13 protein-coding genes are annotated in these 13,179 nt (G+C 61.6%); 7 read left to right on the top strand and 6 right to left on the bottom strand.

The genetic code is table 11. From position 1 onward, the window contains the following. Window position 1: 1 nt before the first annotated feature. Both garD and LIY36_RS18010 read left to right on the top strand, forming a co-directional pair. Entirely contained in the window at window positions 2–1,555 is a 1,554-nt protein-coding gene (gene garD, locus LIY36_RS18015) for a galactarate dehydratase (protein WP_226456476.1), read from the top strand. 125 nt (window positions 1,556–1,680) lie between these two features. Further along, window positions 1,681–2,622, top strand: coding sequence for an AEC family transporter (locus LIY36_RS18010; RefSeq protein WP_192297690.1), 942 nt, complete (start codon window positions 1,681–1,683; stop codon window positions 2,620–2,622). Window positions 2,623–2,732: 110 nt separating this feature from the next. Here LIY36_RS18010 and LIY36_RS18005 read toward each other — a convergent pair whose 3' ends face one another. The 6 genes from LIY36_RS18005 to gatC all read right to left on the bottom strand — a co-directional run bounded on the left by LIY36_RS18005 (window position 2,733) and on the right by gatC (window position 7,960). Continuing rightward, complete coding sequence (locus LIY36_RS18005) at window positions 2,733–3,116, bottom strand: carboxymuconolactone decarboxylase family protein (RefSeq protein ID WP_124527480.1); 384 nt, start codon at window positions 3,114–3,116, stop codon at window positions 2,733–2,735. After that, window positions 3,113–4,192, bottom strand: a complete 1,080-nt coding sequence (locus LIY36_RS18000) for a calcium/sodium antiporter (RefSeq protein WP_192297836.1) — start codon at window positions 4,190–4,192, stop codon at window positions 3,113–3,115. Before LIY36_RS18000 ends, LIY36_RS18005 begins: the two co-directional genes overlap by 4 nt. 24 nt (window positions 4,193–4,216) lie before the next feature. Continuing rightward, window positions 4,217–4,588, bottom strand: a complete 372-nt coding sequence (locus tag LIY36_RS17995) for a septal ring lytic transglycosylase RlpA family protein (RefSeq protein WP_192297689.1) — start codon at window positions 4,586–4,588, stop codon at window positions 4,217–4,219. A 160-nt stretch (window positions 4,589–4,748) separates the two neighbouring features. Next, window positions 4,749–6,194, bottom strand: a complete 1,446-nt coding sequence (gene gatB / locus LIY36_RS17990; protein ID WP_226456475.1) for an Asp-tRNA(Asn)/Glu-tRNA(Gln) amidotransferase subunit GatB — start codon at window positions 6,192–6,194, stop codon at window positions 4,749–4,751. Between the two features lie 10 nt (window positions 6,195–6,204). Further along, window positions 6,205–7,656: an Asp-tRNA(Asn)/Glu-tRNA(Gln) amidotransferase subunit GatA gene (gene gatA, locus LIY36_RS17985; protein WP_192297687.1), complete on the bottom strand. Its 1,452-nt coding sequence runs from the start codon at window positions 7,654–7,656 to the stop codon at window positions 6,205–6,207. 16 nt (window positions 7,657–7,672) lie between these two features. Beyond that, window positions 7,673–7,960, bottom strand: a complete 288-nt coding sequence (gene gatC, locus LIY36_RS17980; RefSeq protein ID WP_192297686.1) for an Asp-tRNA(Asn)/Glu-tRNA(Gln) amidotransferase subunit GatC — start codon at window positions 7,958–7,960, stop codon at window positions 7,673–7,675. Between the two features lie 199 nt (window positions 7,961–8,159). Here gatC and mreB point away from each other — a divergent pair, with 199 nt between their 5' ends. The 5 genes from mreB (at window position 8,160) to rng (ending at window position 13,148) form a co-directional block, all read left to right on the top strand. Then, a complete protein-coding gene (gene mreB / locus LIY36_RS17975; RefSeq protein ID WP_002555108.1) occupies window positions 8,160–9,197 on the top strand; it encodes a rod shape-determining protein MreB in 1,038 nt (345 codons plus the stop codon). Window positions 9,198–9,336: 139 nt separating this feature from the next. Next, complete coding sequence (gene mreC / locus LIY36_RS17970; protein ID WP_192297835.1) at window positions 9,337–10,485, top strand: rod shape-determining protein MreC; 1,149 nt, start codon at window positions 9,337–9,339, stop codon at window positions 10,483–10,485. After that, window positions 10,485–10,973 carry a rod shape-determining protein MreD gene (gene mreD, locus LIY36_RS17965; protein WP_192297685.1) on the top strand — a complete coding sequence of 163 codons (489 nt, stop codon included), beginning with the start codon at window positions 10,485–10,487 and terminating at the stop codon, window positions 10,971–10,973. Before mreC ends, mreD begins: the two co-directional genes overlap by 1 nt. A gap of 50 nt (window positions 10,974–11,023) precedes the next feature. Further along, window positions 11,024–11,620 (top strand): Maf family protein, encoded by a 597-nt coding sequence (locus tag LIY36_RS17960; RefSeq protein WP_226456474.1) that lies wholly within the window; start codon window positions 11,024–11,026, stop codon window positions 11,618–11,620. Window positions 11,621–11,690: 70 nt separating this feature from the next. Then, window positions 11,691–13,148: a ribonuclease G gene (gene rng, locus LIY36_RS17955; RefSeq protein WP_010213134.1), complete on the top strand. Its 1,458-nt coding sequence runs from the start codon at window positions 11,691–11,693 to the stop codon at window positions 13,146–13,148. Window positions 13,149–13,179 lie beyond the last annotated feature (31 nt).

Here is a 13,179-nt window from a genome sequence, read left to right as displayed (position 1 = left end):
AATGCAGTTGATTGAACATGCCGACTCGCCGCGCTCCATCCGTTTGCACGAGCGCGACAACGTGGTGATCGTGGTCAATGACCAGGGCGTACCGGCCGGGACCGAGTTCCCGGACGGCCTGGTGACCGTGGATTTCATCCCCCAGAGCCACAAGGTGACCCTGGAAGATATTCCCGAGGGCGGTCAGATTATTCGCTACGGCCAGACCATCGGCTACGCCTTGGCGCCGATTCCCCGTGGCAGTTGGGTCCAGGAAGATCAACTGCGCATGCCCACCGCGCCACCGTTGGACAGCCTGCCACTGTCCACCGAGGTGCCTGAAACCCAGGCACCGTTGGAGGGTTTCACCTTCGAAGGGTATCGCAACGCCGACGGCACCGTCGGTACGCGCAATATCCTCGGTATCACCACCACGGTGCAGTGCGTTACCGGGGTGCTGGACCATGCGGTCAAGCGCATCAAGGACGAGTTGCTGCCCAAGTACCCCCATGTCGATGACGTGGTGGCGCTGACCCACAGTTACGGGTGTGGCGTGGCCATTACCGCGACGGATGCCTACATCCCGATCCGCACCGTGCGTAACCTGGCCCGCAACCCGAACCTGGGGGGCGAAGCCCTGGTGATCAGCCTGGGCTGTGAGAAATTGCAGGCCGGGCAGGTGATGCACGACAACGACAGCTCGGTCGATTTGAGCGAGCCGTGGTTGTATCGGCTCCAGGATTCCAGCCATGGCTTTACCGAGATGATCGAGCAGATCATGGCCCTGGCTGAGACGCGCTTGAAGAAACTCGATCAACGCCGCCGCGAAACCGTGCCAGCCTCGGAACTGATCCTGGGCATGCAGTGCGGGGGCAGCGATGCGTTTTCCGGGATCACCGCCAACCCGGCGCTGGGTTATGCCTCGGATTTGTTACTGCGGGCCGGGGCGACGGTGATGTTTTCCGAAGTGACTGAAGTCCGCGATGCCATCTACCTGCTGACTTCGCGCGCCGAGAGCAAGGAAGTCGCCGAGGAACTGGTCCGGGAAATGGACTGGTACGACCGCTACCTGGCCAAGGGCGAGGCCGATCGCAGTGCCAATACCACGCCGGGCAACAAGAAGGGCGGGTTGTCGAATATTGTCGAAAAGTCCCTGGGTTCGATCGTCAAATCCGGCAGTAGCGCGATCAGTGGCGTGCTGGGTCCGGGCGAGCGCTTCAAGGGCAAGGGCCTGATTTTTTGCGCGACGCCGGCCAGTGACTTTGTTTGCGGCACCTTGCAGTTGGCGGCGGGGATGAACCTGCATGTGTTCACCACAGGGCGTGGCACGCCTTACGGGCTGGCGATGGCGCCGGTGGTGAAGGTGTCGACGCGCACGGAGTTGGCGCAGCGCTGGCCGGACCTGATCGATATCGACGCTGGGCGTATTGCAACTGGGCGGGCGAGCATCGAGGAGCTGGGTTGGGAGTTGTTTCACTTCTATCTGGACGTGGCCAGCGGCAAGAAGCAAACGTGGGCTGAGCATCACAAGCTGCATAACGACATCACCTTGTTCAACCCAGCACCCATTACCTGAGACCGCCGCGGACCTTGTGGGAGCAGGCAAGCCAGCTCCCACATATGATCAGCGTTGCCGGGACGAAGTGGGCTGCATGGCTTATCATTAGCCACCTAACGACGCTCACCAAGGTTCTCCCCGGCATGCTGGCAATTTTCCTCACCACCCTGTCCATCACCGCGCCGGTGTTTGCCATGCTGTTTCTCGGTGTGCTGCTCAAGCGCATCGACTGGATCAACGACAACTTTATCCACACGGCGTCGTCCCTGGTGTTCAATGTCACCATGCCGGCGCTGCTGTTTCTTGGCATCCTGCATGCCGACCTGCACTCGGCACTCAAGCCGGGTTTGCTGATCTATTTTGCCGTCGCCACGCTGCTCAGCTTTGCCCTGGCCTGGGGCTGGGCGCTGTTTCGCTGCCCGCGTGAAGACCGCGGCATCTATACCCAGGGCGCCTTTCGCGGCAACAACGGGGTGATTGGCCTGGCGTTGGCGGCCAGCATGTACGGCGATTACGGTATCTCCCTCGGCGCGATCCTCGCCGCGCTGGTGATCCTGTTCTACAACACGCTGTCGACCATTGTGCTGGCGGTGTACAGCCCGGTGATCAAGTCCGACCCATGGAGCATCTGCAAGAGTGTGGTGGCCAACCCGTTGATCATCAGCGTGATCGTGGCCACGCCGTTCGCGGTGTTCCAGATTGGCCTGCCGGGTTGGTTGGAGTCTTCCGGCCGCTATCTGGCAGACATGACCTTGCCGCTGGCACTGATCTGCATCGGTGGCACCCTGTCGCTGGCGGCGCTGCGTAAAAGCGGGAGCATGGCCTTGAGCGCGAGCCTGGTGAAGATGATCGGGTTGCCGCTGGTGGCCACGCTGGGCGCCTGGCTGTTGGGTTTCCGGGGGCCGGAGTTGGGGATTCTGTTCCTGTATTTCGGCGCGCCGACGGCAGCGGCCAGTTTTGTGATGGCCAGGGCAGCGGAGGGCAATCACGAGCTGGCGGCGGCGATTATCGTGATCACCACGCTGATGGCGGCGGTGACCACGAATATCGGGATTTTCGTGTTGCAGGCGGGTGGGTGGATCTGAATTTTGTGGGGGCCATTCGCGAGCAAGCCCGCTCCCACATCCGGCCGCGTTCTCAGGTTGAAGCTTGGCCAACTGGGGGAGCGGGCTTGCCCGCGAATGCTAGCTAGCCGTCACTGCTGATCGGCCTGATACGCCTCAATCACTTCCTGCGCCGCCCTGAACGCATCGATCGCCGCCGGTACACCCGCATACACCGCGCAATGCAGCAGTGCCTCGCGAATCTCTTCCACCGTACAGCCATTGTTCAACGCACCCCGTACGTGCCCCTTGAGTTCCTGCGGGCACTTGAGCGCGGTGAGGGCGGCGAGAGTGATCAGGCTGCGGGTCTTCAGCGGCAAGCCTTCGCGATTCCACACACCGCCCCATGCATGTTCATTGACGAAATCCTGCAACGGTTGTGTGAATTCGGTGGCGTTGCCCAAGGCGCGGTCGACGAACACGTCGCCCATGACCTGGCGACGCATTTCAACCCCGGACTTCTTCTGATCGGTCATTGCGATTCCCTCTTGTGTTGACGGCGCCAGGCTCGCAGCGTGCTGAACAACAGGAATGCCACCAGCACTGGCAGGACGTAATACAGCATCAGGTGTTCAAGCTTGGTGGCCAGCGGCATGCCAGTGGTGAACGACATCACATGCAGCCCATACGCCAGGTACAGGCCCAGCAGCACCAGGCCTTCGGCGCGGGTTACGCGGTAGCCGCTGTAGAACACCGGCAGGCACAGCGCCGCGGCGGCGAGCATCACCGGCAGGTCGAAATCCAAGGCATTGGGCGATACCGACAGCGGCGTGGGCGCCACCAGGGCGGTGAACCCCAGCACACCCAGCAGGTTGAACAGGTTGCTGCCGATCACGTTGCCCACGGCGATTTCCCGCTGGCCGCGCAGGGCGGCGATCAGCGAGGTCGCCAGGCACGGCAGGGAGGTGCCGACGCCGATCAGCGTCAGGCCGATGATGCGCTCCGACAAGCCCAAGTCCGCCGCTACATCCACCGCCCCAGCGAGCAGCAGGTGGCCGGCAAGCAGCAGGATCAGCAGCCCACCGACTATCAACAGCACGCTGCTCAGCCAGGGCGCGCGGGCCACGGTGTCCAGGGTGCGTGGGCGGCGAGAGTGGCGGGTCTGGTAGTGCAGCACGCCGAGGTAGGCGATCAGCGCGCTCAGCAACAACAGGCCATCGGCCGGTGTGAGTGCTTCATTGGCCGCCAGCGTGAACACCAGCAGCGCGGCGAGAATCATCACCGGGATGTCCAGGCGTACCAGCTGGCGCGAGACCCGCAGCGGGATGATCAGCGCCGACAGGCCCAGGGTGACGAGGATATTGAAGATGCTGCTGCCGATCACGCTGCCCACCGCGATGTCGGTGTTGCCTGCCAGGGTGGCTTGCAGGCTGACGCTCATCTGCGGCGCGCTGCTGCCGAAGGCGACGATCGTCAGGCCGATGATCAGTGGCCGCACCTTGAGGCTGGCAGCCAGGCGCACCGCCGCGCGCACCAGGATTTCGGCGCCGGTGATCAGCAGCAGCAGGCCGCCGACTAGTTCGAGCAGGCTCCAGGGGGAGAGGGCTGTCAGTAATCCGAAAATGGCCAGGGCTCCTCAGTTGCCAAGGGCTTGTACCCGCACGCGTGCGGTCCCGCTGCTGATCATGCCCAACTGCTCGGCGGCCTTGCGTGAAAGATCGATCAAGCGCCCACGGGTATGCGGGCCGCGATCATTGATGCGCACCACCACGGATTTGTCGTTGTTCAAGTTGGTGACCTTGACCTGGGTGCCGAACGGCAGTTGCCGGTGGGCGGCGGTCAGGGCGTTCTGGTTGAAGGGTTCACCGCTGGCGGTCTTTTTGCCGTGGTGCTTGGCGCCGTAATAGGAGGCGGTGCCGGTTTCGTCGTAGCCGTTGGGGTTGATGACGCCGCTGGCGCAGCCGGCCAACAGCGAGAACAGGGCCAGAAGGGCAAATAGACGCTGCATTTTCAAGGATACCCCCTTATCAAATGTGGGAGCGGGCTTGCTCGCGAAGGCGGTGTGTCAGCCAAGTATTCCTTCACTGATCAACCGCCTTCGCGAGCAAGCCCGCTCCCACAAAGGGTCCGAGTTGAGCATGGGATCTCACTCGGACCATTCGTCGCTATCAGCCTTCGAGCTTGCTTTTGAGCAATTCGTTCACCTGTTGCGGGTTGGCCTTGCCTTTGGAGGCTTTCATTGCCTGGCCCACAAAGAAGCCGAACATCTTGCCGCGCTTGGCTTCGTCTGCCGCACGGTACTGTTCGACCTGCTCGGCGTTGGCCGCGAGCATTTCGTCCAGCACGGCCGAGATCGCGCCGCTGTCGGTGACTTGCTTGAGGCCGCGGTTCTCGATGATCTCGTCGGCGCTGCCTTCACCGCTGGCCATGGCTTCGAACACGGTCTTGGCGATCTTGCCGGAGATGGTGTTGTCCTTGATGCGCAGCAGCATGCCGCCCAACTGCTCGGCAGTGACCGGGGCTTCGTCGATTTCCAGGCCCTGCTTGTTCAACAGGCTGCCCAGCTCGACCATCACCCAGTTGGCCGCCAGCTTGGCGTCACCGGCAATGCTAACGACTTTTTCGAAGTAGTTGGCTTGCTCACGGCTGGAGGCCAGCACGCTGGCATCGTAGACCGACAGGCCGAACTGTGCCTGGAAGCGCTCGCGCTTCTGCTGCGGCAATTCCGGCAGGGTGGCGCGTACGTCATTGAGGAACGCGTCCTCGATGACCACCGGCAACAGGTCCGGATCGGGGAAGTAACGGTAGTCGTTGGCTTCCTCCTTGCTGCGCATGGCGCGGGTTTCGTCTTTGTTCGGGTCGTACAGGCGGGTCTGCTGGATGACCTTGCCGCCGTCTTCGATCAGCTCGATCTGGCGACGCACTTCACTGTTGATCGCTTTCTCGATGAAGCGGAACGAGTTGACGTTCTTGATCTCGCAGCGGGTGCCGAACTCGACCTGGCCCTTTGGACGGATCGACACGTTGCAGTCGCAACGCAGCGAACCTTCTGCCATGTTGCCGTCGCAGATGCCCAGGTAGCGCACCAGTGCGTGGATGGTCTTGACGTAGGCCACGGCTTCCTTGGCGCTGCGCATGTCCGGTTCGGAAACGATCTCCAGCAGCGGCGTACCGGCACGGTTCAGGTCGATGCCGGTGGCGCCCGGGAATTCTTCGTGCAGGCTCTTGCCGGCATCTTCTTCCAGGTGTGCGCGGGTGACGCCGACGCGCTTGATGGTGCCGTCTTCCAGAGGGATGTCCAGGTGGCCCTTGCCGACAATCGGCAGTTCCATCTGGCTGATCTGGTAGCCCTTGGGCAGGTCCGGGTAGAAGTAGTTCTTGCGCGCGAACACGTTGTGCTGGCCGATCTCGGCGTCTATCGCCAGGCCGAACATCACCGCCATGCGCACCGCTTCCTGGTTCAGCACCGGCAAGACACCGGGCATGCCCAGGTCGACCAGGCTGGCCTGGGTGTTGGGCTCGGAGCCGAACGTGGTGGCGCTACCGGAGAAAATCTTCGATTGGGTGGCGAGCTGGGTATGAATCTCCAGCCCGATCACGACTTCCCATTGCATAGTGTTCTCCTCAGAAGCCGGTAGGGGTGCGGGTGTGCCAGTCGGTGTGCAACTGGTACTGGTGCGCCACATTGAGCAGGCGGCCTTCCTGGAAATACGGGGCGAGCAATTGCACGCCCACCGGCAGGCCATCGACGAAACCGGCAGGCATGGACAAGCCCGGCAGGCCCGCGAGGTTGGCGGTGATGGTGTACAAGTCTTCGAGGTACGCAGCCACCGGGTCGCCATTTTTGGCGCCGAGCTTCCAGGCCGGGTTCGGCGTGGTGGGGCCGAGGATCACGTCGACTTCATTAAAGGCAGCCATGAAGTCGTTCTTCACCAGGCGACGGATCTTTTGCGCCTTGAGGTAGTACGCGTCGTAGTAGCCGGCCGACAGGGCGTAGGCACCGACCATGATGCGGCGTTGTACTTCGGCACCGAAGCCTTCGCCACGGGAGCGTTTGTACAGGTCGGTCAAGTCTTTCGGGTTTTCACAGCGATAGCCGAAGCGCACGCCGTCGAAACGCGACAGGTTGGAAGAGGCTTCAGCCGGGGCGATCACATAGTAGGCAGGGATTGCGTGCTGATTGTTCGGCAGGCTGATTTCCTTGATCACCGCACCGAGCTTTTCCAGCTCCTTGACGCTGTTGTGCACCAGTTCGGCGATGCGTGGGTCGAGACCGGCGCTGAAGTACTCCTTCGGCACGCCGATGCGCAGGCCCTTGATCGACGTGTTGAGGCTGGCGCTGTAGTCCGGCACTGGCTCATCGATGCTGGTGGAGTCCTGTTGATCGAACCCGGCCATGCCTTGTAACAAAATCGCGCAGTCTTCGGCAGTGCGTGCCAACGGGCCGCCCTGATCGAGGCTGGAGGCGTAGGCGATCATGCCCCAGCGGGAAACGCGACCGTAGGTCGGCTTCAGGCCGGTGAGGTTGGTGAACGCCGCTGGCTGGCGGATCGAACCGCCGGTGTCGGTGGCGGTGGCCGCCGGCAGGAAGCGCGCGGCAACGGCTGCAGCCGAACCGCCGGACGAGCCGCCGGGCACGTGCTCCAGGTTCCACGGGTTTTTCACCGCGCCGTAGTAGCTCGATTCGTTGGCCGAACCCATGGCGAATTCATCCATGTTGGTCTTGCCCAGGGTCACGGCCCCGGCGGCAGCCAGCTTGGACACCACGGTGGCGTCATAGGGCGCTTTGAAGTTGTCGAGCATCTTCGAGCCGCAGCTGGTGCGAATACCCTGGGTGCAGAACAAGTCCTTGTGGGCGATTGGAGCGCCCAGCAGTGCGCCATTCTCACCGTTGGCGCGACGTGCGTCGGCGGCCTTGGCCTGGCTCAGGGCCAGCTCTTCGGTGAGGCTGATGAAGCTGTTGACCTGCGGGTCCAGTGCGGCGATACGCGCCAGCAGGGTCCTGGTCAGCTCTTCGGAAGAAAACTTTTTGTCGGCGAGACCGCGGGCGATCTCGGCCAGAGTCATGTGATGCATGAAAGGCTCTTTCCCTTTAGTCGATGACTTTCGGAACCAGATACAGGCCGTTTTCGACCGCTGGTGCGATGGACTGGTAGGCCTCGCGATTATTACGTTCGGTCACGACGTCTGCGCGCAGGCGCTGGCTGGCTTCCAGTGGGTGAGCCAGGGGCTCGATGCCGTCGGTATTCACGGCCTGCATTTGGTCAACCAGCCCGAGAATGCTGTTCAGGGCTGCGGTGGTTTGTGGAATTTCGCTTTCAACCAGGTCCAGGTGGGCCAGGTGAGCGATTTTTTCCACGTCGGAGCGTTCAAGCGCCATGGGATTCTCCAGTGGAAAGGCGTCCGTGTGTTAGATTGTCGGAACACTACCGCATTTCTACGGTCATATGGCCGCGATTGTGGGGGTTGGTGCGTAGAAAGTCGGCCAATTTAGCACATTGGCGCCTTGCCCAAAATCCCTGTCGTTGTTAGAGTTTGCCGCACTTTTTTACCCACGCGTTGCCTAGGGTCCTTTCCCCATGTTCAAGAAACTGCGTGGCATGTTTTCCAGCGATCTTTCCATTGACCTGGGCACTGCCAACACCCTTATTTACGTGCGCGAGCGCGGTATCGTTCTGAATGAGCCATCGGTTGTGGCCATTCGGACCCATGGTAATCAGAAAAGTGTCGTTGCCGTCGGCACCGAGGCCAAGCGCATGCTCGGCCGTACACCAGGCAATATTGCCGCCATCCGTCCGATGAAAGACGGCGTGATCGCCGACTTCAGCGTCTGCGAGAAGATGCTGCAGTACTTCATCAACAAGGTTCACGAAAACAGTTTCCTGCAGCCCAGCCCGCGTGTGCTGATCTGCGTTCCGTGCAAGTCCACCCAGGTGGAGCGTCGTGCCATCCGTGAATCGGCCCTTGGTGCCGGTGCTCGCGAAGTCTTCCTGATCGAAGAGCCAATGGCCGCTGCGATCGGTGCCGGCCTGCCGGTTGAAGAAGCCCGCGGTTCGATGGTGGTGGATATCGGTGGTGGTACTACCGAAATCGCCCTGATCTCCCTGAACGGTGTGGTGTATGCCGAATCCGTCCGCGTCGGCGGCGACCGCTTCGATGAAGCGATCATCACCTATGTGCGCCGTAACTACGGCAGCCTGATCGGTGAATCCACCGCAGAGCGCATCAAGCAGGAAATCGGCACCGCCTACCCGGGCGGCGAAGTGCGCGAAGTCGATGTTCGCGGTCGCAACCTGGCCGAAGGTGTTCCACGTGCCTTCACCCTGAACTCCAATGAAGTGCTGGAAGCTCTGCAAGAGTCCCTGGCCACCATCGTTCAGGCTGTGAAGAGCGCCCTGGAGCAATCGCCGCCGGAACTGGCTTCCGACATCGCCGAGCGTGGCCTGGTGCTGACCGGCGGTGGCGCCTTGCTGCGCGACCTGGACAAGTTGCTGGCCCAGGAAACCGGCCTGCCGGTGATCGTTGCCGAAGACCCGCTGACCTGCGTTGCCCGTGGCGGTGGTCGTGCACTGGAAATGATGGATAAACACACCATGGACCTGCTCTCCAGCGAATAAGCTTCGTTGGTCGGTTCATGCGTCGCCAACAGGCAGCACTTTGCAGTGCTGCCTGTTGGCGTTTATCTTCTTCAACCTGCATCCAGGCCGGTTAGATGCCGTATGAGTAAAGAGAACATTTGCCTGGGAGGAGCGGCCTATTAAACCGCTTTTCGCCAAAGGCCCCTCATTGGGCGTGCGCTTGTTGGTGCTGGTCGTGCTTTCGGTCGCGCTGATGGTGGTCGATGCCCGTTTCGCACTGCTCAAGCCCGTGCGCAGCCAGATGTCGCTGGTGTTGATGCAGACTTACTGGATCACCGACCTGCCGCAACGGCTGTTCCAGGGCGTGGCCAGCCAATTCGGCAGCCGCACCGAGCTGGTCGCCGAGAACGAAAAACTCAAGACTGAAAACCTGCTGCTGCAGGGGCGCATGCAAAAGCTGGCGGCCCTCACCGAGCAGAACGTTCGGCTGCGCGAGTTGCTCAACTCTTCCGCGCTGGTCAACGAGAAGGTCGAAGTCGCCGAGTTGATCGGCATGGACCCCAACCCCTTCACCCATCGCATCATCATCAACAAAGGTGAGCGCGACGGTGTGGTCCTCGGCCAACCGGTGCTCGATGCCCGTGGCTTGATGGGCCAGGTGGTCGAGTTGATGCCCTACACCTCGCGCGTACTGTTGCTGACGGACACGACCCATAGCATTCCGGTGCAGGTCAACCGCAACGGCCTGCGTGCGATTGCCAGCGGCACCGGCAACCCGGAACGCCTGGAATTGCGTCATGTGGCCGATACCGCCGACATCAAGGAAGGCGACCTGTTGGTCAGCTCCGGCCTGGGTCAACGGTTCCCGGCGGGTTATCCGGTGGCGACGGTCAAGGAAGTGATCCACGACTCCGGCCAGCCATTCGCCATCGTCCGTGCCGTGCCGACTGCCGCCTTGAACCGCAGCCGCTATCTGCTGCTGGTGTTCAGCGACAACCGCACCCCGGAAGAGCGCGCCAACGATGCCGCCCAAGCCCAGGAAGCCGAAGACAAGCAGAACGGCACCACGCCGATCGTCCCTGCGACGGTGCCCAAGCCTGCCGCTGCGCCATCGGCCACACCTGCGGCCGCTCCCGCTGCCGCGGCGCCGGTCGCAACGCCGGTCAAGCCAGCTGCGCACAACGCGCACGCGGTCAAGCCGGCGGCCACCAAACCACCTGCTTCGGCGCCCGCGACTGCCACGCCTGCGACCAAACCGCCTGCTGCAACGCCGGCTGCCCGTCCAGCGGCAACGGCCCCGGCAACCACGCGGCAGAGGGAGGAATAATGGCCGGTACTCATTCGCGCAATGGCTGGATCGTCTGGTTGACCTTCGCGGTCGGCTTGCTGCTCAGCGTTTCTCCGTTGCCGCAATTCATGGAAATCCTGCGTCCGCTCTGGCTGGCATTGCTGCTGGCCTTCTGGTCGCTGAACCTGCCGCACAAGATCGGCATGGTCACCGCGCTGTTCCTGGGCTTGGCGGAAGACGTGCTGTATGGCACCTTGCTGGGCCAGAACGCGCTGATCCTGACGCTGATCACGTTCCTGGTGCTGTCGTTGCAGCAGCGTTTGCGCATGTTTCCGATGTGGCAGCAGTGCCTGGTGATCCTGGTGATCTTCGGCCTGGCGCAGTTGGTGCAGCTATGGCTCAGTGCCCTGACGGGCAACCGCCAGCCGACGCTAGCGTTGGTATTGCCGGCGCTGGTCAGTGCGCTGCTGTGGCCCTGGATCAGCTTTGGCCTGCGTGGGTTACGTCGTCGCTATAAAATCAATTGAATGGATTGCGAGGCTCTGCCTGGTTATCGAGTCCTACAGGGAGAGTCTGCATGAATTCGCTTTATCTGGCCTCGGGCTCCCCGAGGCGACGTGAGTTGCTGACCCAGATCGGTGTGCCCTTCACCGTGGTCAGCGCCGCGATTGATGAAACTCCTCTTACCCACGAATCCGCCGTTTCCTACGTCGAGCGTCTGGCGCGCGGCAAGGCTGCGGCGGGTTTGGCTGCGCTTAAACACGCCTCGGGTGCCTGTGTGCTGGGGGCCGACACCGCCGTCATTGTCGACGGCCAGATCCTCGGCAAACCCGTGGATCAAGCCGATGCCCTGGCCATGTTGATGGCCCTGGCGGGGCGTGAACATGACGTGCTCACTGCCATTGCCGTTACCGATGGGCAGCGCTGCGAAACTGTTTGTGTAAGCAGTCGTGTACGGTTTCGCAGTATTTCTGTCGAGGAAGCTACAACCTACTGGCACAGTGGCGAACCCCAGGACAAGGCGGGCGGCTATGCTATTCAAGGGCTTGGATCGGTGTTTGTCGCCGGGCTCAATGGCAGTTATTCCGCCGTGGTAGGCCTGCCGGTGTGCGAAACCGCGCAACTGCTCGGTCAATTCGGCATACCCTGTTGGCAACACCTTACCGCGCGCTGAACGCCTAACCCCAGCGCCCAGCCCTAAGCGATCGGTCACTATTGTGAAAACGCCTGAACGAGACCCAGCCATGAGTGAAGAGATTCTGATCAATATCACGCCGATGGAATCACGCGTGGCGGTGGTAGAGAACGGTGTTCTGCAAGAAGTGCACGTCGAGCGCACCCAAAAGCGCGGGATCGTTGGCAATATCTATAAAGGCAAGGTGGTGCGTGTATTGCCGGGCATGCAGGCGGCATTCGTCGACATCGGCCTGGACCGTGCAGCGTTTATCCACGCATCGGAAATCTCCCTGCGCGAAGGCCCGGCGGTAGAGAGCATCAGCGCGCTGGTGCACGAAGGGCAGAGCCTGGTGGTGCAAGTCACCAAGGACCCCATCGGCTCCAAAGGCGCGCGCCTGACCACGCAGCTGTCGATTCCGTCGCGCTATCTGGTGTACATGCCGCGTACTGCCCACGTCGGCATTTCCCTGAAGATCGAAGATGAAGCCGAGCGTGAGCGCCTGAAGAAGGTGGTCAGCGACTGTGTGGCGGCCGAAGGCATCAAGGAGGCCGGTGGTTTCATCCTGCGCACTGCCGCCGAGGGTGCCGGTGCCGATGAAATCCTCATGGACATCCGTTACCTGCGGCGCCTGTGGGACCAGATCGGCGCACAGATCAAGACCATCGGCGCACCCAGTGTCATCTACGAAGACCTGGGCCTGGCCCTACGTACCCTGCGCGATCTGGTCAGCCCCAAGATTGAGAAAATTCGCATCGACTCGCGGGAAACCTTCCAGCGCACCACGCAATTTGTTGCCGAGCTGATGCCGGAAATTGCCGATCGCCTGGAGCACTATCCTGGCGAGCGGCCGATCTTTGACCTGTATGGCGTTGAAGATGAAATCCAGAAAGCCCTGGAACGCAAAGTGCCACTGAAGTCCGGTGGCTATCTGGTGGTGGACCCTGCGGAGGCCATGACCACCATCGACGTCAACACTGGCGCGTTCGTGGGGCATCGCAATCTCGAAGAAACCATCTTCAAGACCAACCTCGAAGCGGCCACTGCGATTGCCCGTCAACTGCGCCTGCGCAACCTGGGCGGGATCATCATCATCGACTTCATCGACATGGAAGATGAAGAGCACCAGCGCCAGGTGCTGCGCACCCTCGAGAAGCAACTGGAGCGTGACCACGCCAAGACGAACATTATCGGCATCACCGAGCTGGGCCTAGTGCAGATGACCCGCAAGCGCACCCGCGAAAGCCTTGAGCAAGTGCTGTGCGAGCCGTGCAGCAGTTGCCAGGGGCGCGGTAAATTGAAGACTCCGGAAACCGTTTGCTACGAGATTTTCCGGGAAATCCTACGAGAGGCGCGAGCTTACCAGGCCGAAGGTTATAGAGTGCTCGCCAACCAGAAAGTGGTCGACCGCCTGTTGGACGAAGAGTCGGGCAACGTCGCCGAATTGGAGGGGTTTATCGGGCGCACAATTCGTTTCCAGGTTGAAACCATGTATTCCCAGGAACAATACGACGTGGTGCTGCTCTGATCCCCATTCGCTTACTTTTGACTGTCTTGAG

This window comes from Pseudomonas sp. AF03-9 (assembly GCF_020515815.1).
In the GTDB taxonomy this organism is placed as follows: domain Bacteria; phylum Pseudomonadota; class Gammaproteobacteria; order Pseudomonadales; family Pseudomonadaceae; genus Aquipseudomonas.
The sequence above is the reverse complement of the archived record's forward strand: the minus strand, read 5'-3'. Positions and strand labels throughout refer to the sequence as shown.

What these genes read in the sequence shown, in the direction of transcription:
- garD (WP_226456476.1), top strand. Translation starts at nt 2, where the DNA reads ATGCAGTTGATTGAACATGCCGACTCGCCGCGCTCCATCCGTTTGCAC.
- LIY36_RS18010 (WP_192297690.1), top strand. Translation starts at nt 1,681, where the DNA reads ATGCTGGCAATTTTCCTCACCACCCTGTCCATCACCGCGCCGGTGTTT.
- LIY36_RS18005 (WP_124527480.1), bottom strand. Translation starts at nt 3,116, where the DNA reads ATGACCGATCAGAAGAAGTCCGGGGTTGAAATGCGTCGCCAGGTCATG.
- LIY36_RS17995 (WP_192297689.1), bottom strand. Translation starts at nt 4,588, where the DNA reads ATGCAGCGTCTATTTGCCCTTCTGGCCCTGTTCTCGCTGTTGGCCGGC.
- gatB (WP_226456475.1), bottom strand. Translation starts at nt 6,194, where the DNA reads ATGCAATGGGAAGTCGTGATCGGGCTGGAGATTCATACCCAGCTCGCC.
- gatA (WP_192297687.1), bottom strand. Translation starts at nt 7,656, where the DNA reads ATGCATCACATGACTCTGGCCGAGATCGCCCGCGGTCTCGCCGACAAA.
- gatC (WP_192297686.1), bottom strand. Translation starts at nt 7,960, where the DNA reads ATGGCGCTTGAACGCTCCGACGTGGAAAAAATCGCTCACCTGGCCCAC.
- mreB (WP_002555108.1), top strand. Translation starts at nt 8,160, where the DNA reads ATGTTCAAGAAACTGCGTGGCATGTTTTCCAGCGATCTTTCCATTGAC.
- mreD (WP_192297685.1), top strand. Translation starts at nt 10,485, where the DNA reads ATGGCCGGTACTCATTCGCGCAATGGCTGGATCGTCTGGTTGACCTTC.
- LIY36_RS17960 (WP_226456474.1), top strand. Translation starts at nt 11,024, where the DNA reads ATGAATTCGCTTTATCTGGCCTCGGGCTCCCCGAGGCGACGTGAGTTG.
- rng (WP_010213134.1), top strand. Translation starts at nt 11,691, where the DNA reads ATGAGTGAAGAGATTCTGATCAATATCACGCCGATGGAATCACGCGTG.